A 22444-nucleotide genomic window follows, 5' to 3' on the forward strand; every position below is an offset into this window, starting at 1 on the left:
CCCATGCCGCCGGCACCGCCTGTCACCTGGGCCTCCGCCCTTCTTCGGGAGACGGCAGGGGTGACATGGGCGCGCCGCTGCCGGTGATCGTGCGCAAAGTGTGTACGGGAGGCAGCCGACGACACCCCTCCGGGAGCGCCACGGCGATGCCTTCCGCCGCCAGGGCTGCCTTCCGTCGAGGAGTGTCATGCGTATTTCACGGATATGTGTCGGGCTGGCCGAAGCCGCCGTCGTCGGGATCCTGACGCTCTCGCCCACGGTGGCGTGGGCGAGCGGGGCTCCCGCGGGGGGAACGGGGCCGTCGAATGTGCGGGTGAGCCCCAGTCAGGTGCACCAGGGCGCGACGCTGACGGTCACCTTCTCGGGCTGTTCCGGTGGCGGGACCGTCACCTCGACCGCCTTCCCCACCGTCACGGTGCCCACAGGTGCGAGGACGGCCACTGCACGGGTGGACAACACCGCCAGGCCGGGCGCGGCCACCTTGAGTGTGCGATGCGGCGGCCGTACCGCCAGTGCGACCTTCACCGTCCTCGCCGGCACGGCGGCGCAGGGGGGCCTCGGTGGCTCGTACACACCTGGGCCCCACGAGGTCGCCGCGGGCGCCGCCCTGACGGGCATGGCCGCGGCCACCGGCGCCGTCCTCCTGCGTCGCCGCACCCGCGCCCGCGTCTGACCCGGTCAACGGCACATGGCGGGGGCGAAAGCCGCACCGGAGGGGGCGGGGCGGGGCGAAGGCCGCACCGGCGGGTACCGGTGCGGCCTTCGCCTGAGCTGGTGCCGGGTCAGACCTGGACGCCGGGCACGCCGTCCTCGACCACGACGCTCGCGCGCGTGCTGATCGGGGCGCCGGGCCTGGTGACGTACGGCATCACGCGGAAGTCGCTCGTCCAGCGCCGCCGGTCGACGCGCACGCGCACGTAACCACGCTGGCCGTTGAAGAACTTCATGTGCGGGTTGGCCGCGAGGAAGGTCTGTCCTTCGGCCGTCATGTCGGCGCCGTCGCCGCCGCTGGTGACGGACGTGCCGACGAACTCGGCTCCGACCGTGGCCGACCCGGGGTCCGCGTAGTCCCGCTTGAGGTCCCAGGCGTAGTTCTGGTGCCGGTCGCCGGTGATGACGACGAGGTTGCGCACCCCGCGGGTGTCCGCCTCGGCGAGCAGCCGGTTGCGCTCGGCGACGTAGCCGTCCCAGGGGTCCATCCACACCTTGGTGCCGGGGCCCGGGTCGTGGTCGGTCTGGCCCATGGGGGCCTGGTTGCCGAGGACCTGCCAGCGGGCGGAGGAGCGGCTGAAGCCCCGAAGGACCCAGTCGCGCTGCGGTGCGCCGAGCAGGGACCGGTCGGGGGCGAACCGGTCGGCGCAGTCCGCCGATATGCCGTCGCCGCACGGCTGGTCGTCGCGGTACTGCCGGGTGTCGAGCATGGTGAAGTCGGCGAGGCGCCCGTAGGAGAGCCTGCGGTACATCTGCACGTCCGGGCCCTTTGGCAGCTGCGGGCGGCGCAGCGGCGCGTGCTCGTACAGGGCCTGGAAGGCGGCGGCCCTGCGCACCATGAAGGCCGCGGGGTCCTGGTCCTTCTCCGGGATGCCGTCGGCCCAGTTGTTCTCCACCTCGTGGTCGTCGAACGTCATGATCCACGGGAAGCGGGCGTGGGCCTGCTGCAGGGGAGCCTCGGATTTGTAGAGGCCGTACTGGAGCCGGTAGCGGGCGAGGTCGACCGTCTCGGTGTGGAACTTCGGGTCGGTGGTGACGCCGCGCTTGTTCGTCTTGACGCCGTACTCGTAGAGGTAGTCGCCGAGGTGGACCACCAGGTCCAGGTCCTCTTCGGCCATGTGCTGGTAGGCGGTGTAGTAGCCGTCCTGCCAGGCCTGGCAGGAGGCGAAGGCGAACTTCAGGTCGGCGGTGTTCGCCCACGGCAGCGGGGTGGTGCGGGTACGGCCGACCGGCGAGACCTCGGAGCCCGCGCGGAAGCGGTAGTAGTAGACCCGGTCGGGGCGCAGGCCCTGGATCTCGGGGTGTACGGAGTGGGCCAGTTCGGGTGTGGCGACGACGCTGCCGCTGCGCACGACGCGGCGGAACCGCGCGTCCTCCGCGACCTCGTAGTGGACGCGGACGTTCGTGTGGGGCATGCCGCCCATGCCGTCCTGCGCGAACGGGTCGGGCGCCAGCCGGGTCCACAGCACGACGCCGTCGGACCGCGGGTCGCCGGAAGCGACGCCGAGCGTGAAGGGGTTGCCTTGCAGAGCGGGGGCGGCGAACGCGGCGCCGGAGCTCCACTCGCCGGTGCCCAGCATCAGCGCCGCGGCCCCCGCGCCGCCGAGGCCGAGCAACTTCCGCCGGGACAGGGGTCGTACGCCCACGAGGTCCTCCTTGGCTGTTCGATGTGAACCGCCAGAACCCTCGTGCGGGTTGATGTCCCGCGACCGCCCCTCATGTGGCCGGTTCCCGAGAAAAACGTGAACACAGCAGCCAGTTGGCGCGGGCAGTGCGCCGTCTCCGTTGTGTTGCCCTGTTGTTCGCCCGTGGTCGGGCCGCCGTTCAGGCGGCCCGTCCCCTCCCGCCGTGCGGCCGGACGCGGTGACGCGTCCGGCCCCCACGGCGGACGCGTCACCGCATACGGCCCTCGGCCCGGGCGAGGAAGGTGTCGAGCACGCCGTCGCCGACCTTCACCTGCGCGGAGCCCCAGGTGTTGCGGGGCGGATCGACGCGCACCGCGCGGGCCTGCTCCTGGAAGCTCCGCGAGGCGGCGAGCAGTTGGGCGGCCCCGTCCCGGTCACCGGCGCGCCAGGCGTCGAGCGCGTCCAGCACGGTGACGGTGGCACGCCCCCAGAGCTCCGTGGCGTCCAGCCAGGGTGCGGCGTCGGTGACGAAGCCGTCCTCGACCGCGCCGCCGCGGATCGTGGCGGGTGCCTTCTCGATCGACTCCGCGTAGGGGCGCAGGTCCCGCAGGGCGCCGGCGGGGTCGCCCGCGTCCCAGGATGTCCAGAATGTCGCGATCCTGCGCGCGAGTTCCGGTGCCTGCGGCTGCCAGGGGGTCGCGCCGAAGGTGGGCGCCATGTGTTCGAGGTCGCCGAAGACCAGCAGGGCCTCGGTGGCCGCCCGGTCGCCGCCGGCGAGGTACGCCATGGCGCGCGGCCAGTTGGCGCGCGCGTCGTACGCCTGGTCGTTCCAGGTGAAGTCGGCGGTGCCGAAGACGGCGACCTTGCTGGCGTGGGGCTGGTTCATGGGGTTGGCGACGATGCCGGTCAGGTGCCGGGACAGGCCCGCCTCCCGCTTGTCGTAGGGGGCGAGGAGCAGTCGTCCACTCGTGTTCCAGTAGTCGTTGACCGGGTAGTTGTCCCAGACGAACACCTTGCGGCCGAAGAGTCTCGCCGCGCCCTCCGCCTGCCGGTTGGTGATGCTGGGCGGCACGACGTCGGTGCCGGTCCACATCACCTCGATCGCGGGGTCGAGCGTGGCGCGCAGTGTCTGCTTGTACGCCGTGTCCGTGAGGTCGCCGTACTCGGTGGGCACCATCTGCAGCGGCCGGGCGCCCTCGTGCGTGGCCACGAAGGTGCGCTGCACGTCGTTGAGCAGGTCGACCTGCGCCTTGGCGGCGGCCTGCCGTCCGGGTGCGCCGTAGGCGGCCCGGTCCGCCTCGCAGTTCCAGCGGGTGTAGCTGATGTCGTCGAGCGGGACGGAGAAGGCGCGGGTGCCGAGGTCGTACAGCGCCTGGAGCTTGGCCTTGAGGTCCTTGCGGTGGGCCGGGTCCGAGTAGCAGACCGACTCGCCGGGAGAGACGGCGAAGGTGAAGCGGACGTGGTTGGCGGTGGCCCGTCGCACGAGCTCGCCCAGCTCGGCGAGTTTGGCGGCGGGGTACGGCTCGCGCCACTTGCTGCGGTGGTACGGATCGTCCTTGGGCGCGTAGATGTAGGTGTTGGCCTTCACGTCGCCGTGGAAGTCCATCTGGTCGAGGCGCTCGGCGTGGGTCCACGGCTGTCCGTAGAAGCCCTCGATGGTGCCGCGCAGCGGCATCGAGGGGAAGTCCGCCGCCCGGGCGCCCGCGACCTTCCAGCCGTCGTCCGCGGGTACGAACAGCTGGCGCAGGGTCTGCACCGCGTAGAACTGGCCCGTCGCGTCGGCGCCGCCGAGGGCGATCGTCGCGCCGGGGCGGTCGCCCGAGACGCGCAGCGCGTAGCCCTCGGCACGGTCGGGTGCGGCCGTGCCGGCGAGCGCGGCGGCGATGTCGGGACGGATGGCCGGTCCCAGTCGCACGGTGAGCAGGCCGCGGGCGGCCGGGGGGACGCCGCCGGGGGCGACGACGTCCACGCGTGAGGCGCCGTGCGCCGTCAGTTCGCCGACGAGGCGGTCGCGGGCGGCGGGATCGGTCCGGTCGTCGGCGACGACGAGCACCCGGTCCGTGACCGTGGCGTCGCTTCCGGAGCGGCTGAGGGACTGGGGGGTGGGAGAGACCGGCGGGAGGGCGGAGGAGGTGCGGGCCGCCTCCGCGGTCGGGTGTGCGGCGGCGGGGGACGTCAGGCAGACCAGAGCGGTGGTGGTCGTGGCCAGCAGGCATGCGACCGAGGTCACGTCGCGTCGTCTCACTGAGGCTCCATGTGGTCTCAACCAGTTGGGGCGGTCAGAGTCTCGTGCGGGACGGGAGTGGTCAAGGGGTTGCGTGGGGTTCTGTGCGATCAGATCGTTGGGTTGTGGTGCGTTGTGATGTCCTTGTGCCGCAAGGGGGTTGGGCAGCGCCGGACACCGGACGGAGCGATCTCCACCCGGTGTCCGCCCTCGCGCCCTACGCGCAGCCGCAGTCCGATCAGCCGGACAGGTTCCCCTTCTGCTCGGTACCCGCGGTGCAGGCCCGGAGCTTCGCGCCGTCGGCGCTGCCGCCGGTGACGTCCCCGCATCGGACGCCGGAGTCCGTCACCGGCTCCGTGGCCGCGGGCGCGGGCAGGGCGGCCTGGACCTCGGCCGCCTTGGCCACGGGATCCCCCGCGGGCGTCACCGGATAGCGGTCGCGCTGGTGGTTCCAGGCGTTCTCCCACGCGAACCAGTCGATGGCGGCAGGGGGGCGCCCGGTCGCCAGCGCCGTGTCGAGCGAGTCGAGGTACAGCGGCCCACCGCTTGGCGTAGAAGCCGGACACGAGCCCCGACCACTCGCGGTTGGCGTAGTCGCGCAGTCCGCCGTTGTCGCTGCCGGAGCGGTGTCCCCAGGTGGTGAGGACCGAGCGGGCGTCGAACTCGGCCGTGGCCCTCTCCGCGTCCGTCGTCCCCCACGACCTGGCGTCCGCCAACCACGGGCCGGACGGGGTGCTGTACGGGCCGGTGCGCAGCAGCTCCCACGCCTTGGCAGCGTGCGGGTCGGCTCCGCCGTAGCGGCGCTCGGCGTACGCGGCGAACCAGGCGCGGTGGTCGAGCGGGCCGGTGCGCCAGGCCAGTTCGGTGAACAGCTCGTAGGCGAGGAGGTAGCCGCCGGTGCCTTCGGGCAGGTAGGCGATGCCCTTCAGGGCGCTGCCGGGCTTGCTGCGCCACGCCCTGGAGGCGGGCGCCCCCACGGGCTACGAGGACGACATCGCGCCCCTGTTCGAGGCGGCGGCGGCCGGCGACCCGGCTGCCGTGGCGGTGGTGGACCGCGTGGCGACGCGTTTCGCCAGGGGCCTCGCGGCCCTGCTGCTGGTGCTCGACCCGGGCCGGGTGGTGATCGGTGGAGGCGTGTCCCGCGGGGGCGAGGTCCTCCTCGAACCGGTCCGCAGGCAGCTGCGCCGCCACACGCTGGTGCCGGTGACCGTGCAGGCGTCGGTGCTCGGCGAACAGGCGGTGGCGTACGGCACGGTGCGCCACGCGCCCGATGCCGCGGAGGAACGGATGACGGCCGGCTGACCGGCAACGGCCGCCGCCCGGGCGGGTGTCCCGGTGCGCGGCCGGCTCCCGGGCGGGCGCCCCGGTGGACGGCCGGGTGGCGTCGGACGGCGACGATGCGCGCCGACCGGTGTCAGACGGCGATGACCTTGACGCCTGCGTCGGCCAGGCGGGCCGAGGTCTCAGGGGAGATGTTGGCGTCGGTCACGAGGACGTCGATGCGGTCGAGTCCGCAGATCCTGGCGAAGGCGCGCCTGCCCAGCTTGGACGAGTCGGTCACGACGATCACACGGTGGGCCCGCTCGGCGAACAACCTGCTGACGCTGGCCTCGTCCTCGTGGTGCGCCATGATCCCCAGTTGCGGGTCCACGCCGTCGACGCCGAGAACGACCGCGTCCAGCACGACCTCGTTGAGAACGCCCATGGTGAGCGGGCCGACGAGCTCGTACGTCTGGGGCCGGGCCACCCCGCCGGTGGTCACGATCTTGATCTGCGGACGTACCGCGAGCTCCCCCGCGATGTTGAGCGCGTTGGTCACGACGGTGAAGGCGGGCGAGGGCACGCCGGTGGCCTCCCGCTGGCCGCCGCCGGCCCGCAGCGCGAGCGTCCGGGCGACCTCGGTCGTGGTCGTCCCGCCATTGAGCCCCACCACCTCGCCGTCGCCGATGAGGTCGACGGCCGCCGCGGCGATCCGCTGTTTCTCCGGGGCGTGCCGCGAGGACTTGTAGCGCAGCGGCAGTTCGTAGGAGACGCCGTGCGCGATCGCGCCGCCACGGGTGCGGACGAGCATCTGCTGCTCGGCCAGCTCGTCGAGGTCCCGGCGGATGGTCGCGCTGGACACGTCCAGCGCGCTCGCGGCCTCCTCGACGTCCAGGCGTCCCTCGGCGGCGAGCAGCTCCAGCAGCGCGCTCCAGCGCTCGTGCTTGGCCATCGTCGGACTCCTTGTCGCCTGTGCATCCGCCCCTGAGCTGCAACTGATCGTACTGGGGACGCGCCCGAACGGTGCAGGTCGGTGGCTCGGCCACCAGCCACCCCTCAATCATTTCGCTTACTTCTGCTTGAAAGTCACGAGAAATGAACAACTCTTGACAACAGCGGCAGCCGTGCGACAGCGTGCTCAGCGCAAGGGACCCCGTGCCGGGTCGAGGTCTTGTGACAAAGGCGGTCTTGGCAGTGAACAAGCGCATACTCGCTCTCTCCGCGGCCTGCGCGATCGGCGCGCTCACGCTCACGGCGTGCGGAGGCGGCGGCGGTTCGGCCGACGGAGAGGTGACGCTGAAGCTCGTCGCCGCCGACTACGGGGACAAGGCGTCCAACAGCTCGACGGCCTACTGGCAGGACGTCGCCAAGAGGTTCACCGCCGCCAACCCGAAGATCAAAATCGATGTCCAGGTCATCAACTGGAACGACATCGACGCCCAGGTCAAGACCATGATTCAGAGCGGGAACGTCCCCGACGTCCTCCAGACCGGCGGCTACGCCGACAAGGTCGCCGACCGCCTGCTCCACAAGGCCGACGAGGTCCTCTCCGAGAAGACCCGCGCCAACCTCATCGACAGTTTCGCGCAGGCCGGCGAGGTCGACGGGACGCAGTACGGCATCCCGTTCGTCTCCTCGGCGCGTGCCCTGTTCTACAACAAGGACGTCTTCGCGAAGGCGGGCATCACCGAGGCCCCCAGGACGTGGGACGAGGTGGCGGCCGCCGCCGAGAAGATCAAGGCCAAGGCGCCCGGCGTCACCCCGTACGCGCTGCCGCTCGGCCCCGAGGAGGCGCAGGGCGAGTCGCTGATCTGGGAGCTCGGCAACGGCGGCGGCTACACCGACGGCGAGGGGAAGTACACGCTCGACAGCAAGGCCAACGTCGAGGCGTTCTCCTGGCTGAAGTCCCACCTCGTCGAGCCCGGTCTCACGTACGCCAACCCGGCGACGACGGACCGCAAGACCGCGTTCGCGGACTTCGCCGCCGGCAAGGCCGCCATGCTCAACGGCCACCCCTCGCTGATCCAGATGGCGAAGGACGGCAAGGTCGACTACGGCGTCGCACCGATCCCGGGCAGGTCGAGCGTGCTGACATCCACGCTGGGCGTCGCCGACTGGATGATGGCCTTCAAGGACAACGGCCACCAGGAAGAGATCAGGAAGTTCCTGGACTTCGCGTACTCCAAGGAGAACACGCTGAAGTTCAACGAGACCTACAACCTCATGCCGGTCACCGAGGACACCCTCAAGGAGATGACCGGCAACGGGAAGCACCAGGACCTGGAGCCGTTCTTCGAGCTGCTGCCGAACGCGGTCTTCTACCCGCTCGGCGACACCACCTGGGACGTCGTCTCGGCCGAGATCAAGAAGAGCGGCGGCACCGCGGTGAGCGGCGATCCGGCGAAGGTGCTGGGCGAGCTGCAGAAGAAGGCGCAGGACGCGGTCGCCGACCAGTAGCCGACGGCCCCGTCCCGCACCGACACGGAAGGCACCCTCGTGTCCACCACTTCCCCCACGACTCGCCGCTCCGGCCGCACCGGCCGGGGCGGCGGGCTCGCCCGCCTCGGGCCGCTGCCCTGGATCGGCCCGGCCGTCCTGCTCATCGTGCTCGTCGTGCTCTGGCCCGTCTACGAGATGGTCCGCACCTCCTTCCTCAAGATCAGCAGCAGCGGTTTCGTCCGCGGTTCGGCGGGATTCGACAAGTACCGGCAGCTGTTCGACGAGCCCTCGCTGCCGTCGGTCCTCCTCGCCACCGTCGTGTGGACCGTGGTCGTGGTCACCGCCACGATGGTGATCTCGCTGGCGCTCGCGCAGCTGTTCAACCAGAGGTTTCCCGGCCGGCGCGTGACCCGCTGGGCGCTCATCGCGCCCTGGGCCGCGTCGGTGGTGATGACCGCCATCGGCTTCAAGTGGATGCTGAACCAGACCGCGGGCGTCCTCAACACGCTGATGACCGACCTGGGTCTGATCGACGGTCCGAAGGACTGGCTCGGCACGCCGTCCACCGCCTGGCCGTGGATGATGTTCGTCGCGGTCTTCGTCTCCCTGCCGTTCACCGCCTACACGCTGCTCGCCGGTCTGCAGACCGTGCCGGGCGAGGTGTACGAGGCGGCGCGGGTCGACGGCAGCGGTCCCTGGCAGACGTACTGGCGGATCACTCTGCCCCTGCTGCGGCCGGCCTTCCTGGTCGGCGTCGTCATCAACCTGATCAACGTCTTCAACTCGTTCCCGATCATCTGGAGCATGACGCACGGCGGCCCGGACAGCGACACGGCCACCACCACCGTCTTCATGTACCAGCTCAAGAACTCCGACATCGGCGAGTCCGCCGCCATGTCCGTCGTCAACTTCGCCCTGGTCGTGGTCATGGTCGCCGTCTTCCTCAAGGCCAGCCGGTGGAACCAGGAGGAGTCCTGATGGCCCAGCAGACGCTCTCCCCGGCCGTCGCCCGGTCCCCTGCCGGGCCGCGTACGGACACCGTCCGGCGGCCGGGCGGCGCCCTGCGGCCGCGCACGGTCGTCGCCGCCGCGGCGGCCTGGATGATCGCTGTGGTCTTCCTCCTGCCGTACGCGGAGATGGTGATCACCGCGCTGCGGCCGGCCGGTGAACTGCGCGACGCGACGTATCTGCCGGGCGAGTTCGCCTGGTCCAACTTCGTCGACGTGTGGCGCGAATCGAACCTCGGCGCCAACCTGCGGGTCACCCTCCTGGTGGCCGGCGGATCCACGTTGCTCGTCCTGCTGGTCGCCCTGCCCGCCGCCTACTGCACGGCGCGCACGACGTACCGGGGCCGCAAGCTGTTCCTGCTGCTCGTGCTCGTCACCCAGATGTTCCAGCCGACGTCGCTCCTGGTGGGCCTCTACCGCGAGTTCTACCAGCTGGACATGCTCAACTCGGTGTGGACGCTGATCCTGTGCAACGCCGCGTTCAACCTGGCCTTCGCCATCTGGATCCTCACCGCGTACATCGGCTCGATCCCCGTGGCCCTGGAGGAGTCCGCGATGATCGACGGCCTCGGGCGCATGGGGGCACTGCTGCGGGTCACCCTGCCGCTGGCACTGCCCGGCGTCGTCACCGCGACGATCTTCACCTTCATCGCCGCGTGGAACGAGTTCGTCATGGGCCTGACCCTGTCGACGATCCCCGAGAGCCAGCCGCTGACCGTCGGCATCAACAGCTTCATCGGCAATTACACCGTGCAGTGGAACTATCTCTTCGCCGGCTCGGTCATCGCCATCGTGCCCGTCGTCGTGCTGTTCGCTTTCATCGAGCGCAAGGTGGTGTCCGGTCTGACCGCCGGATCCATCAAGTAGCGGGCCCGCGCCCCTCGTTCGTCAACCGACCCTTCTGAGCAAGGAGTTCAGCCCATGACCGCCCCGGACGCCTCCCGCACCTCGGTCGAGATCGCCTCCCAACCGGACACCTGGAGGCGAGCGGCCGAGTCCGTCGGATCGCTCGCGGGCGTCCTGCCGCGCCGCGACGAGCGTGTCGCCGTCGTCGGCTGCGGCACCTCCTGGTTCATGGCCCTCGCGTACGCCCAGCTCCGCGAGGCGGGCGGCCACGGCGAGACCGACGCCTTCGCCGCCTCCGAGTTCCCCACCGGCCGCGGCTACGACCGCATCCTCGCCATCACTCGGTCCGGCACCACCACCGAGGTCCTCGACCTGCTGGCCGAGGTGAAGGGCACCGTCGCGACAGCGGCGCTCACCGCCGACCCCGCGACCCCCGTCATGGACGCCGCCGACGCCGTCGCCGTCCTGGACTACGCCGACGAGCAGTCGGTCGTCCAGACCCGCTTCGCCACCACGGCCCTCGCCCTGCTGCGCGCGCACCTGGAGGCCGAGGACGCGCTGCCGGCCGGGGTGCGTCCGCTGGCACGGGCCGTCGAGGACGCCGGACGTGCCCTCGCGGAGCCGCTCAGCGCCCAGGTGCGCGCGGCCGAGCAGTTCACGTTCCTCGGCACGGGCTGGACCTACGGCCTCGCCCTGGAGGCAGGGCTCAAGATGCGGGAGGCCGCGGGCGCGTGGACCGAGTCGTACCCGGCCATGGAGTACCGGCACGGGCCGATCAGCATCACCGGACCCGGCCGTGTGGCATGGCTCTTCGGTCCGGCGCCCGCCGGACTGGCCGACGACGTCGCGCGGGTCGGCGGCACGTTCGTCGCCGGGTCGGGGGACGCGGCCGGTGCGCTCGACCCGCTGGCGGACCTGATCCGGGTGCAGCGGCTGGCCGTCGCGCTCGCCGAGGCGCGCGGGTACGACCCCGACCGCCCCCGCAACCTCACCCGGTCCGTGATCCTCGAGAACAGCCATGCCTGATCCGCACGGCGCCCGCGACTGCGTCGTGGCGCTGGACGTCGGCGGCACGGGCATGAAGGGGGCGGTGCTCGACCCGGCGCTGACACCCCTGGCCGTACTGCGCAGGCCGACGCCCCGCCGGGACGGCCCCGACGCGGTGGTGGCCGCGATCACCGGCGCGCTGCGCGATCTCGCGGCGCAGGCCGCCGACCGGCACCTGACGGTCCGCCATGCGGGCACGGTGGTGCCCGGGATCGTCGACGAGGAGGCCGGGCGGGCGGTGCACTCCGCCAACATCGGCTGGTCGGACCTGCCGCTCGCGGCGCTGCTGCGGGACGCGTCGGGCCTGCCCGTCGCGCTCGGGCACGACGTGCGCGCCGGCGGGCTCGCCGAGTGCCGTGCCGGTGCCGCGCGCGGTGTGCGGGACGTGCTCTTCGTGCCCGTGGGCACCGGCGTCTCGGCGGCTGTCGTGTGCGAGGGCCGGGTGGTGCGCGGCGGCGGGTACGCCGGGGAGCTCGGCCACGCCGTGGTGGAGCCGGACGGTGATCCGTGCGCCTGCGGCGGCCGCGGCTGCCTGGAGACCGTGGCGTCCGCGGCGGCGATCGAGGCGGCGTACACGGCACGTTCCGGGCGCGCCGTCGACGGCGCCGCCGGGGTGGCGCGCCTGGTGGCGCAGGGCGACCCCGTGGCCGTGGCCGTGTGGGACCGCGCGGTCGAGGCGCTGGCGGCGGCGCTGGCGACGTTCACGACGCTCCTCGCCCCGGGTCTGATCGTGATCGGCGGCGGCCTCGCGGAAGCGGGCGGCCTGCTGCTCGATCCGCTGCGGGCGCGTCTCGGCGAACGGCTCACCTTCCAGCGCCGGCCCGAACTGGTCCGTGCGGAACTGGGCGACGGGGCCGGCTGCCTGGGCGCCGGGATCCTGGCGTGGCAGGCGGCGGGGGTCGGGCCCGGTCACCATGAGTGGGGTACCCGCGAGCCGACGGCTCTCCGCGGCCCCGCGCCGACGGAAGCGGCCGCGGCTGCGCGCGAGTCGGGGGGTACGGCGGAAGCCGAGGCTGCTCGGCGCGGCCGAGGGACGGCGGGAACCGCCGTGTCCGGGTGCCAGCGGGTGGCGGGAACCGGGGCGTCGTGATCCTCACCGTGACCCTGAACGAGGCGCTCGACGTCAACTACGAGGTCCCTTGTGCCGCGCGGTTCGCACCGTGTGCGCGCCGCCCACGAACGGGCCGGCGGCAAGGGCGTCAACGTCGCGCGCGTCCTGTCGGCCCTCGGCACACCGGCGACGGTGACGGGACTTGCAGGGCACGTGGCGGGCCACTCCCCCGCGCCGGCTGTTCGGCAACCCGACGGGCGCGGGCGACGCCTGTGTCGCCGCGCTCGCGAACGGCGATCCGTGGCCGGTCCGCCTGCGCGAGGCCGTGGCGCTCTCGGCTGCCGCGGTCCCCTGCCCCATGGCCGGCGATGTCGACGGGGACATCTACGGCCAGTTCCGTACCACCGCTTCCGTGGAGAACACCCATGCCTCTCACGTCCACTGACGACATCGTCGGTCCGGCCCGCGCGAACACCTCGGGTGTCGGCGCGTTCAACGTCGTGCAGCTCGAACACGCCGAGGCGATCGTCGCCGGCGCCGAGCTCGCCCAGCTGCCGGTCGTCCTGCAGATCAGCGAGAACACCGTCCGCTACCACGGCGGGCTCGCCCCGGTCGGGCTCGCCTCCCTCGCCGTCGCGCGGGCGGCCGCTGTCCCGGTGGCGGTGCACCTCGACCACGCCGAGTCCCCCGACCTGGTCCGTGAGGCCGTCGGCCTCGGCTTCACCTCCGTCATGTTCGACGCCTCCAAACTCCCCTACGACGAGAACGTGGCCGCCACGCGGGAGATCACCGACCACTGCCACCGCGCCGGCGTGTGGGTCGAGGCCGAGCTGGGCGAGGTCGGCGGCAAGGACGGCGCGCACGCGCCCGGCGTCCGGACCGATCCGGACGAGGCCCGGGCGTTCGCCGCGTCGACGGCCGTCGACGCGCTGGCCGTCGCCGTGGGCAGTTCGCACGCCATGCTCACCCGGGACGCGGTCCTCGACTTCGAGCTCATCGCGCGGCTGCGCGAGGCGGTGCCCGTGCCGCTGGTGCTGCACGGTTCGTCGGGTGTGGGTGACACGGATCTGGCGAAGGCGGTCACGGCGGGGATGACGAAGGTGAACATCTCCACCCACCTCAACAAGCTGTTCACTCGCACCGTGCGGGAGCGTCTGGAGGCGTCCCCCGACGTCGCCGACCCCCGCAAGTACCTCGGCCCGGCCCGTGACGCGGTGGCGTCGGAGGTGGCGAGGCTGCTGGGCGTCCTCGCGGGGGTCTGAGACCCGCGAGGCGGGAGGAGGGCGACGGGAGCGGGCCGCCGGGCGCGGGCCGCTCCCGTCGTGTACCGGGGCCGCGGGTGCGGGCAGCTCCCGCCACGAGTCCGGGCCGGCGCGGCCCGCGGACGCGCAAGGGCCCGCCGTCCGTGTCCCTCCCCTGGTGAGCACGACGGCGGGCGGTCGCGGGCCGGTCAGGAGAACGTCTCGATGTACTCCTCCGGCGGGCCGAGTTCGGGGGTGTCGCGCAGTTCCACCGTGTCGCCGAGGTGCTCCAGTTCGAGCACGGTGAGGGTGTTCTCGCCCGCGACGGTCAGCGGGGCCGGCAGGTAGAGCGTGACCTGCGGGCCGATCTTCCAGTAGCGGCCCAGCAGGAAGCCGTTGACCCAGACGAAGCCCTTGCCGGAGCCGGGGAACGCGACGAAGGTGTCCGCGGTCCCGTCCGCCGTGAAGGCGGCCGTGGCGAAGCCCGTCGTCCCGTCCGCCGGTGCGGCCCGCACCGCCCGGTCGAGGAGGCCGGTCGTCCACTCGTCGAGCGGCAGCGGGTGCATCGTCCAGTTGTGGACGATGCGGCGCCCGATGCGTACTCCGCCGAGGATGCCCTTGCCCTGGCCCAGCAGCGGGCCGTAGTTGATGCGTCCCTGGTTCTCCACGAGCAGTTCCAGGCGGACGGCGCGGCCGCGCCCGCCGCCCAGGGTGAGGGAGGCCGTCTCGCGTTCCAGGACGCCGACGGCGGTGCCGTCGAGGAAGACCTGCGCGCGGTCATGCAGGCCGGTCACGGTCAGTTCGACGGTGCCGGGCGGCAGCATGGGGTGGGCGCGGTACAGGACGAGTCCGGATGCCTGCCCGAGCTGCCCGAAGCTCAGCGGATCGGGCGAGGCGACGGCGTCGGACACGGCCTCCAGCGCGCCGAGCAGTCCGGCCCGCCGCGTGAGGGGCAGCGTGCGCGGCGGGAGCAGGCGCGGTGCTTCGGGCAGGGGGCGTGCCGCGGCCCCGGTGACCGCGAGCAGCCGGTCCCGCATGGCGTGGAACTTCGGGGTGAGGACGCCGTGTTCGGCGACCGGCGCGTCGGAGTCGTAGCTGGTGACGGTGGGCTGGAGGACGCCGTCGTGGTTGGCGCCGGCCCCCAGCCCGAAGTTGGTGCCGCCGTGCGCGGAATAGAGGCTGACCGAACCGCCGGCGCCGAGGATCTCGTCCAGCGTGGCGACGGCGCTGCCGGCGGCGCGGGTGTGGTGCTTCTCGCCCCAGTGGTCGAACCACCCGTTCCAGAACTCGGCGCATACGAACGGCTCCCCCTCCCGCCGTGAACGCAGCAGCTGTGCGGCCTGGCCGGCCCGGGAGCCGAGGGTGGCGGTGGCGAGGACGCCGGGCAGGGTGCCGCCGTCGAGCATCAGCTCGGTGGGGCCGTCGGCGGTGTAGAGGAGTTCGGTGATGCCGCGCTCCACCAGGGCGTCGCGCACCCAGCGCACGTAGGCGTGGTCGTCCCCGTAGCTGCCGTACTCGTTCTCCACCTGGACGGCGACGACGGGCCCGCCGTGTGCGGCCTGGAGCGCGGCGATCCTGGGCACGACGACGTCGAACCAGCGGGCGACCTCCTCCAGGTAGGGGCCGTGCGAGGAGCGCAGCCGCATGCCGGGCCGGTCGGTCAGCCACGCGGGCAGTCCGCCGTTGTCCCACTCGGCGCAGATGTACGGGCCGGGCCGGACGATCACGTCGAGACCGGTGTCCTGGGCGGTGCGGACGAAGCGTTCGACATCGTGCCAGCCGTCGAACCGGTGCTCGCCGGGGCGCCGTTCGTGGAAGTTCCAGGCGACGTACGTGTCCACGGTATTGAGGCCCATGGCGGCCAGGCGTTCCAGCCGGTCGCGCCACTGGTCGGGGTGGACCCGGAAGTAGTGCAGCGTTCCGGCGAGGACGCGGTGGGGGCGGCCGGCCCGTAGCAGTTCGCCGTCGGGGTGGGTCAGCAGGGGGGTTGCGGCCGGGCGGCTCACGTGACGGCTCCAGCGGTCATGCCCCCGCGCCAACAGCGCTGCAGAGCGACGAAGGACGCCGCGCGCGTACGAGTCCTCTTCACGGCCCTCCTGGTGAGCGTGGGCAGGGATCAGACCCGGACACGTTCGGCTCCGCCTGCGATGGCCGGAACTATGGCAGAGAATGTTATCGATGCCAATAGCTGACTCGGAGGCAGGCATCACCTACCGTGACGACCATGTGGCCGATATCATCCGGTCTGGAGAACGGAGAGAGGGCCGCATGCAGACAGTGAACGGTGGCGAGGGCACCGGGCGGCCGCCCGGCATGGCCGACGTGGCCCGCCTCGCGGGGGTGTCCGCCCAGACCGTCTCGCGCGTGCTGTCCGGGCACCCGAACGTCCGGGAGCGGACCCGCGCGAAGGTGCTCGCCGCCGTCGACCAGCTCGGCTACCGCATGAACAGCGCGGCGCAGATCCTCTCGTCCGGGCGGAGCCGGACGATCGGCGTGGTGACGCTGCAGACGACGTTCTACTCCCGGCTGACCCTGACCTTCGGCATCGAGAGCGCGGCGCGGGCGGCCGGGTACGCGGTGTCCACCGCGTCGACCGCGTCGCTCGACACCTCCGCCGTGGAGGGTGCGCTCTCGCGACTCGCGGACCAGCGCGTCGAGGGGATCATCCTCGCGATCCCGCTCATCCATGTGAGCCCGCGCATCGAGCAGCTCACCGGTTCGCTGCCCAGCGTCACCATCGACGGATCGCGCACCGAGGCGTCCGAGGTCGTGGCGGTGGACCAGTCACAGGCAGCGCGACTGGCGACGCGCCACCTGCTCGACCTGGGACACGAGACCATCTGGCACATCGCGGGGCCGGGCGAATGGCTCGACGCGGCGAGCCGCCTCCGGGGCTGGCGGGAGACGTTGGAGGCGGAGGGCAGGACCGTGCCGCCGGCACTCAAGGGCGACTGGTCGCCTTCGTCGGGGTACCGCAACGGCCTGATCCTGGGCCGCATCCCGGAGGTGACGGCGGTCTTCGTCGCGAGCGACGAGATGGCGTTCGGCGTGATCCGGGCCCTGCACGAGCTGGGCCGGCGCGTGCCGGAGGAGATCTCGGTCGTCGGGGTCGACGACATCGCCCTGGCCGAGTACTGCTCGCCGTCGCTGACGACGGTGGCGCAGCCGTTCGCGGAGATGGGCGCGCTGGCGGTCGGCCATCTGCTGCGGCAGATCGACGACCCGGAGGCGGCGCGCGAACCGGCGTCGGTGGAGCCGAAACTGATCGTCCGTACGAGCACGACCTACGCCCGCGGCACGACGCCCTGACGCCACCCACGGGGGCGGCCCGTCCCGCGGCCTGCGAGCGCACGCCCGCGGCGGCCTACCGGGCCAAGGCCCGGCCCAATGTCGCGCCACTGACCGAGGCAGCTCCCACGCCGAGCCCGCGCGCACCGCCACGGCGCAAGAGCCCGCCCTCGAGCGGCCCACGGGCCAAGACCGGCCCACTGCCCGCAGCCGCCGGCACAGCTCCCCGGCCGAGCCCCCGCGCGCACGCCACCGCGCAGGGCCCGCCCGCAAGCGGCGCGACCAGCGCGGCTCCCACGCCGAGCCCTCGCGCGCACGCCACCGGGGCCCGCCCACAAGCCAAGTCCCGGCCCACTGCCTGCATCGCTGGCGCAGCTCACCGGACGGGGCCTGCACGACGCCACAGCGCAGGGGCCCGGCCGCACTCGGCCCACGGGCCAATTTCCGGCCCATTGCCCGCAGTCGCCGGCGTGGTTCCCCGGGACGCGGCCTGCGCGCCGCCGCCGCGCAGGGGCCCGCTCACGCGGCCTGCGGGCCAAGACCGGCCCATTGCCGCAGTGGCCGGCGCGGCTCCCACGCCGGGCCCTCTCGCACCGCCACGGCGCAAGAGCCGCCCGCAGTCGCCGGCGCAGTCCTCGGCCGAGCCCGCGCGCCGCCACCGCGCAGGGGCCCGCCCGCGGGCGGCGTACGGGCCGGGGTCCGTGCGCGCCGGGCACACAGCCGATTTTCCGCGCGGGCCGGTGAAACACCATCACCACGCGCACACGCGTGCCGGGCACGTGGCGGGGCCGGGCCCGGGCCGGCTTTCCGTGCAGCCCGGTGAAACCGCACGCACCCGCATCCCGGCGCGGACGGGCGACGCGCCCTCGCCACATGACCGTCCGGTTCCCCCACTACGCGCGTCGCCCACGGCATCATCCGGGCAGGGCGACCGCGCAGGTCGCCACCGCACGCCACTTGCGTGTTTCTGTTTGGAAGTCGGTTCCTGTAAGCATCTATTGACACACCCGCGCCGTCCCGTCAGAGTCGTCCCGCCAGTGATGCCGACCCCATGTCTGGAGCTCGTCATGCCTGAAGTCCCCGAAGTCTCACGGCGTTCGGTGCTCGGAGGCGCCGCTGCCGGCGCGCTCGCCGTCGGTCTGGGGGCCGGCGCCGCCTCTCCGGCGTCCGCCACGCCCGACGCCGACCCGGCCGGGGCGGCCACGCCGAGTCGCCGGCCCGGTCAGACCTCCATGATCAACGTGCCGTACGAGGCACACCGGATCGTCCGCGTCGCCGTCATCGGACTCGGCAACCGTGGCAACGGGATGAGCAAGGGCTGGTCCGTCGTCCCCGGCTGCCAGGTGACCGCCGTCTGCGACATCCGCGCCGACCGCGCCAAGCGCGTGGCGGACGACCTGGTCAAGGCGGGCAAGCCGCGCCCCGCCGAGTACGGCGGCTCCGACGAGTCGTACGCCGAGATGCTGAAGCGCGACGACATCGACCTCGTGTACATCGCGACGCCGTGGGAGTTCCACTACGAGCAGGGCAGGGCCTCCCTGCTCGCCGGGAAGCACGTCATCGTCGAACTCCCCATCGCCACCGAGCTCGACGAGCTGTGGGACCTGGTCAACACCTGCGAGCAAACCCGCCGCCACCTGATGCTCGCCGAAAACTGCTCGTACGGGCGCAACGAGCTGGCGATGCTCAAGATGGCGCACGAGGGCGTGTTCGGCGACATCACCAACGGGCACGGCGGCTACCTGCACGACCTGCGCGCGCTGCTGTTCTCGAACACGTACTACACGGACTCCTGGCGCCGCCTGTGGCACACCCGCAGCACGGCGTCCTTCTACGCGATGCACGGCCTCGCCCCCGTCGCCGCGGCGATGGACATCAACCGCGGCGACCGGATGACCACGCTGCGCGCCACCGCCACCGCCCCCAGGGGACTGGCCGACTACCGCGAGCGATTCGTCCCCAAGGGCCACCCGTCCTGGAACGAGACGTACATCAACGGCGACCTCGTCACCTGCCTGATCGACACGGCGAAGGGGCGCGTCATCCGGGCCGAGCACGAGGTGAGTTCGCCGCGTCCGTACAGCCGCATCAACTCCCTCGCCGGCAGCCGGGGCATCTTCGAGGACTACGCGGGCACGTCCCGGACCGGCGGCCGCATCTACTTCGAGCCGGACCACGGCGGCCACTCCTGGCGGGACTTCGAGCCGTACCGCAAGGAGTTCGACCACTGGCTCTGGAAGAAGATCGGCGACGACGCGGCGAACAACGGCGGGCACGGCGGCATGGACTACGTCCTGCAGTGGCGCACGGTGCAGCAGATGCGGGCCGGTCTGGTGCCGGACATCGACGTGTACGACTCGGCCGCCTGGTGCTCCCCGGTTCCGCTGAGCGTCATGTCCCTGGACCGCAAGGGGAAGCCCGTGGCGGTGCCCGACTTCACGCGGGGCGCGTGGGTGAACCTGCGGGGCGGGCTCGATTCCCGCATGACCGAGATGCCGCCGGTGTGACGCCGGCCCTCTCCTCTCCCCCGTCCCCCTGAGACAAGGAGCGAGCAGCGATGTCCGTTCTTCTGACCGCGCCGCGAAGAGCCGTGGCGGCCCTCGCGGTGGCGGCCCTCGCGTTCACCTCCGCCCCCGCGGCCGCCGCGCAGGCCGCCGACGAGCCCGCGCCCGCGGCACGCACCGAGGTGGCCATCTCCCCCGTCGACCTGGACGGCCCGGCGATATCGGCGGTGAAGGTCACCGTCACCAACGCGGGGCCGGAGCGCATGCGCCGCCTCACGGTCACCTTCGCGGGCCCCGCGGGGTGGGCGGTGCAGCCCGCCGAGCGCAGCGTCGACGGTTCGTACGCGCCGGGCGCGGCCGCGACGGCGGAGTTCATGATCCAGGTGCCGGAGCCGCGCCCCGGATTCACGATGCGCACGTTCACGGCCACCGCCACCTACAAGGGCGGCGACGGCCAGGGCACGGCCACCGGCACGCGCGTGCAGCGTTCCGGTCCGGTCCTGGACCGCCTCTCGGACGCGTACAACAACGTCGGCATCACCGACGAGAGCAACACCGCGCCCGGTGACTACGACGGTGAGGGCAACAGCTTCTCCGCGCAGAAGCTGGCGGCCGTCGGGCTCACGCCGGGTGCGCCCGTGACCGCCCTGGGCGCGCGGCTGACCTGGCCGTCCGCCGCGCCGGGAACGAAGAACAACGTGGCGAGCACGGGGCAGGCCGTGCGGCTCGACGGCAAGGGAAGCCGCCTGGTCTTCCTCGGCTCGGGCGTCACCACCGGGGCCGTCGGCACCGCGACGGTGATCTACACCGACGGGACCAGCACCCGTGGTGCGGTGGGCTTCCCCAACTGGTCCTTCCAGGACGCCACGGCGCACGGCGCGACGCTGGTCAAGTCGACGGACGGCCGCAACCGGCCCGACGGTTACGGCAACGCGGGCATCGCCTACCGGGTGTTCGCCCACTCGGTCCCGCTCGACCCGGCGAAGACGGTCGAGGTGGTCGTCCTGCCGGCGAACGCCAACGTCCACCTGTTCGACATGGCGGTCGCCCCCTAGCCGCGGGGGGGCGCTGTACGGCCGGCCGGCGGAGCGAGACGCCCTCCGCCGGCCGGCTTTCGTCCGTCTCGGCATCGTTGTGCCGCCCCGCCGCTGCTGACCCGCCTCGGAGCCGAGCGGACGCCGCGCGCAGGTCGCCGGACATACGGCGACGCGCTGATACAGGCGGTGTGAACAGTCCGGGATGTCGGACAGTCGACAGAAGGGTCAGCCCGGCCAGGTGCCTGTCAGGTGGCGGGTGGCGGTGGCGCCTCCGCGGTCGACGGCGGCTTTGACTCCGGCGAAGATCGCGCCCTGCAGGGCGGCTGCCGACAGGACCTCGCGCCAGGTGCGGTTCTCGTCGGTGGCATCGGGAGCGTCTTCCTCATGCCCGAGCTGTTTCCAGACCTGCTTGAACACCGCGCCGGCCAGGACGCCGCTGACAGCGCCCATGGCTATGCCAAGGGGCTTGTAAGCGATCTTCGAGGCTTTCATCGGTGCCTCCTGGAGCGGCGAATGAGCAGCAGCACGATGAGTGCGCCGGCGGCGGGTGTCGCGCGGCTGCGCATACGGCTCCGCCTCAGCCGGGCGACCGCCCGCCACTGCGCGCCGGCGGGCCACGTATCGCTCCGCGCGAGTATCCGGTCGACCGCCTCCTCAACCGGCGGTCCAGGGCATCGGGGTCGAACAGCGACCGCCGTGTTGCCGCCCATGCCGCACACCACGGCCACAGCCGGTCTCGTACTCCGCGAGGGCGTCACGCATCGCGCGGCGGCGACGGGGGCCCAGGCCAGTGCCCGGCCGCAGGCGCGCCAGGTATCTCCCTCGGGCACCGACAACGCCATGTGCGCGGATTACGCTCGTTACAGAACAGCACAGAGCCTCTTCCGAGGAGGCGGACATGCACACGTCGATACGGCGGTCCGCGATCTTCCTGGGCGCGGTCGCACTCACCCTGGCCGTCTGCGGCCCGAGCGGCGGTGGGGGCGCCTCGGCGGCGGCGGGCCGGGACGAGGACGGCGAACTGAAACTCGGGTACGTCCTGCCGGAGACCGGTCAGCTGGCCTTTCTCGGGCCTCCGCAGATCCAGTCGATGAAGTTCGCGATCAAGACGATCAATGACGCGGGCGGCGTTCTCGGCAGGCCGATCCCCGCGGTGGTCTCGGGTGACGAGGCAGGGCAGGAGGCCGTGGCGGCGCAGTCGGCCGACCGCGTGCTGGCGGGCGGGGTGGACGCGATCATCGGCGCGGCGGCGTCCGGGATGTCGCTGTCGTTCATCGACCGCGTGACCGGAGCGGGCGTCGTCCAGTGCTCCGGGTCCAACACGGCACCGACGTTCACCGACTACGACGACGGCGGCTTCTATTTCCGCACCGCGCCCAGCGACGTACTGCAGGGGCCGGTGCTGGCGGACGTCGTCCGCGCCGACGGACACGAGCGGGTGGCACTCGTCGCGCGGGCCGACGACTACGGGCGCGGGCTGCTCGAAGCCACCAGGGACGCCTTGGAGCAGGGCGGCACCCAGGTCGTGGTCGCCGAGACGTACGACCCGAGGGCGACCACCTACGACCAGCTCGTGCAGCAGGTCAGGAACGCGGACCCGGACGGCGTCGTGGTCATCTCGTTCGAGGAGGGCGCGCAGATCCTGCAAGGGCTCATCGAGGCCGGAGTCGGTCCGCAGCAGATCGGCGTATACGGGGCCGACGGCCTGCGCAGCGCGGAGCTGCCCTCCCTGGTCGCGCCGAAGAACCCCGAGCGGCTGGCCGGCATGAAGGGTACGGCGCCGGCGTCGGCGTCCAACGCCGAGTACGTGAAGCAGCTCAAGGCGTTCGCGCCGGAGCTGAAGGAGCTGCAGTTCGCGCCGCAGGTCTTCGACTGCGTGACGACGATCGCGCTGGCCGCCGAGAAGGCGAAGTCCGACGACCCCGGCGCCTTCGCCAAGGAGATGGTCGGCATCACCAAGGACGGCGACAAGTGCACGGCGTTCGCCGCCTGCAAGGAGCTGCTGGCCGACGGGAAGGACATCGACTACGACGGTGTCAGCGGCCCGCTCGAGTTCACCGACGCCGGAGAGCCCGGCCAGGCGACCATCGAGGTCTACGCGTACGACGACAAGGGGAAGCTGCAGACCGTGCGCACGGAGGTGAGCCGGGGGGAGGAGTGAGGG

At 72.4% G+C, this 22444-nt stretch carries 18 protein-coding genes and 2 pseudogenes; 14 read left to right on the top strand and 6 right to left on the bottom strand.

Annotated elements, in window-relative coordinates:
- The first annotated feature begins 313 nt into the window (after positions 1–313).
- Complete coding sequence (locus ACLB9X_RS10190) at positions 314–673, top strand: hypothetical protein (RefSeq protein WP_410359934.1); 360 nt, start codon at positions 314–316, stop codon at positions 671–673.
- Between the two features lie 109 nt (positions 674–782).
- Here ACLB9X_RS10190 and ACLB9X_RS10195 read toward each other — a convergent pair whose 3' ends face one another.
- The 3 genes from ACLB9X_RS10195 to ACLB9X_RS10205 all read right to left on the bottom strand — a co-directional run bounded on the left by ACLB9X_RS10195 (position 783) and on the right by ACLB9X_RS10205 (position 5537).
- Positions 783–2291, bottom strand: coding sequence for an alkaline phosphatase D family protein (locus tag ACLB9X_RS10195; protein ID WP_410360095.1), 1509 nt, complete (start codon positions 2289–2291; stop codon positions 783–785).
- Between the two features lie 313 nt (positions 2292–2604).
- Positions 2605–4581 carry a beta-N-acetylhexosaminidase family protein gene (locus ACLB9X_RS10200; protein ID WP_410359935.1) on the bottom strand — a complete coding sequence of 659 codons (1977 nt, stop codon included), beginning with the start codon at positions 4579–4581 and terminating at the stop codon, positions 2605–2607.
- Between the two features lie 89 nt (positions 4582–4670).
- Positions 4671–5537 carry an alpha-N-acetylglucosaminidase C-terminal domain-containing protein gene (locus ACLB9X_RS10205; protein WP_410359936.1) on the bottom strand — a complete coding sequence of 289 codons (867 nt, stop codon included), beginning with the start codon at positions 5535–5537 and terminating at the stop codon, positions 4671–4673.
- On the opposite strand from ACLB9X_RS10205, the gene ACLB9X_RS10210 reads away from it, so the two are divergent.
- Positions 5503–5862: an ROK family protein gene (locus ACLB9X_RS10210; protein ID WP_410359937.1), complete on the top strand. Its 360-nt coding sequence runs from the start codon at positions 5503–5505 to the stop codon at positions 5860–5862. The two genes, ACLB9X_RS10205 and ACLB9X_RS10210, sit on opposite strands and share 35 nt — an antisense overlap.
- 112 nt (positions 5863–5974) lie before the next feature.
- Here the strand turns inward: ACLB9X_RS10210 and ACLB9X_RS10215 are convergent, their stop codons facing one another.
- On the bottom strand, positions 5975–6772 hold the full coding sequence (locus ACLB9X_RS10215; RefSeq protein WP_410359938.1) for a DeoR/GlpR family DNA-binding transcription regulator: 798 nt from the start codon (positions 6770–6772) through the stop codon (positions 5975–5977).
- Between the two features lie 242 nt (positions 6773–7014).
- On the opposite strand from ACLB9X_RS10215, the gene ACLB9X_RS10220 reads away from it, so the two are divergent.
- The 8 genes and pseudogenes from ACLB9X_RS10220 (at position 7015) to ACLB9X_RS10255 (ending at position 13472) form a co-directional block, all read left to right on the top strand.
- Positions 7015–8277: an extracellular solute-binding protein gene (locus ACLB9X_RS10220; protein ID WP_410359939.1), complete on the top strand. Its 1263-nt coding sequence runs from the start codon at positions 7015–7017 to the stop codon at positions 8275–8277.
- A 39-nt stretch (positions 8278–8316) separates the two neighbouring features.
- The gene (locus tag ACLB9X_RS10225; RefSeq protein ID WP_410359940.1) at positions 8317–9237 is read left to right on the top strand and encodes a carbohydrate ABC transporter permease; all 921 of its coding nucleotides are present in this window, start codon (positions 8317–8319) and stop codon (positions 9235–9237) included.
- On the top strand, positions 9237–10133 hold the full coding sequence (locus ACLB9X_RS10230; RefSeq protein ID WP_410359941.1) for a carbohydrate ABC transporter permease: 897 nt from the start codon (positions 9237–9239) through the stop codon (positions 10131–10133). The genes ACLB9X_RS10225 and ACLB9X_RS10230 overlap by 1 nt, the downstream gene beginning before the upstream one ends.
- Positions 10134–10187: 54 nt before the next feature.
- Positions 10188–11138, top strand: a complete 951-nt coding sequence (locus ACLB9X_RS10235; RefSeq protein ID WP_410359942.1) for an SIS domain-containing protein — start codon at positions 10188–10190, stop codon at positions 11136–11138.
- A pseudogene (locus ACLB9X_RS10240) lies at positions 11131–12045 on the top strand (ROK family protein); the annotation flags it as partial. The gene ACLB9X_RS10235 and the pseudogene ACLB9X_RS10240, both read left to right, overlap by 8 nt.
- A 200-nt stretch (positions 12046–12245) precedes the next feature.
- A pseudogene (locus tag ACLB9X_RS10245) lies at positions 12246–12432 on the top strand (1-phosphofructokinase); the annotation flags it as partial.
- Positions 12413–12655 (top strand): hypothetical protein, encoded by a 243-nt coding sequence (locus ACLB9X_RS10250; protein WP_410359943.1) that lies wholly within the window; start codon positions 12413–12415, stop codon positions 12653–12655. The pseudogene ACLB9X_RS10245 and the gene ACLB9X_RS10250, both read left to right, overlap by 20 nt.
- Positions 12636–13472 carry a ketose-bisphosphate aldolase gene (locus ACLB9X_RS10255; RefSeq protein WP_410359944.1) on the top strand — a complete coding sequence of 279 codons (837 nt, stop codon included), beginning with the start codon at positions 12636–12638 and terminating at the stop codon, positions 13470–13472. Before ACLB9X_RS10250 ends, ACLB9X_RS10255 begins: the two co-directional genes overlap by 20 nt.
- Before the next feature lie 188 nt (positions 13473–13660).
- On the opposite strand, the gene ACLB9X_RS10260 is transcribed toward ACLB9X_RS10255, so the two are convergent.
- On the bottom strand, positions 13661–15457 hold the full coding sequence (locus ACLB9X_RS10260) for a glycoside hydrolase family 35 protein (protein WP_410359945.1): 1797 nt from the start codon (positions 15455–15457) through the stop codon (positions 13661–13663).
- Between the two features lie 262 nt (positions 15458–15719).
- On the opposite strand from ACLB9X_RS10260, the gene ACLB9X_RS10265 reads away from it, so the two are divergent.
- The 3 genes from ACLB9X_RS10265 (at position 15720) to ACLB9X_RS10275 (ending at position 20298) form a co-directional block, all read left to right on the top strand.
- On the top strand, positions 15720–16760 hold the full coding sequence (locus tag ACLB9X_RS10265) for a LacI family DNA-binding transcriptional regulator (protein ID WP_410359946.1): 1041 nt from the start codon (positions 15720–15722) through the stop codon (positions 16758–16760).
- Positions 16761–17806: 1046 nt separating this feature from the next.
- Complete coding sequence (locus ACLB9X_RS10270; RefSeq protein WP_410359947.1) at positions 17807–19246, top strand: Gfo/Idh/MocA family protein; 1440 nt, start codon at positions 17807–17809, stop codon at positions 19244–19246.
- A gap of 50 nt (positions 19247–19296) precedes the next feature.
- Positions 19297–20298, top strand: coding sequence for an NEW3 domain-containing protein (locus ACLB9X_RS10275; protein WP_410359948.1), 1002 nt, complete (start codon positions 19297–19299; stop codon positions 20296–20298).
- Between the two features lie 207 nt (positions 20299–20505).
- On the opposite strand, the gene ACLB9X_RS10280 is transcribed toward ACLB9X_RS10275, so the two are convergent.
- On the bottom strand, positions 20506–20772 hold the full coding sequence (locus ACLB9X_RS10280) for a DUF4235 domain-containing protein (protein WP_410359949.1): 267 nt from the start codon (positions 20770–20772) through the stop codon (positions 20506–20508).
- Between the two features lie 406 nt (positions 20773–21178).
- On the opposite strand from ACLB9X_RS10280, the gene ACLB9X_RS10285 reads away from it, so the two are divergent.
- Positions 21179–22441 carry an ABC transporter substrate-binding protein gene (locus tag ACLB9X_RS10285; RefSeq protein ID WP_410359950.1) on the top strand — a complete coding sequence of 421 codons (1263 nt, stop codon included), beginning with the start codon at positions 21179–21181 and terminating at the stop codon, positions 22439–22441.
- Positions 22442–22444 lie beyond the last annotated feature (3 nt).

It is taken from the genome of Streptomyces sp. 5K101 (assembly GCF_046506645.1).
Taxonomy (GTDB): Bacteria; Actinomycetota; Actinomycetes; order Streptomycetales; family Streptomycetaceae; genus Streptomyces.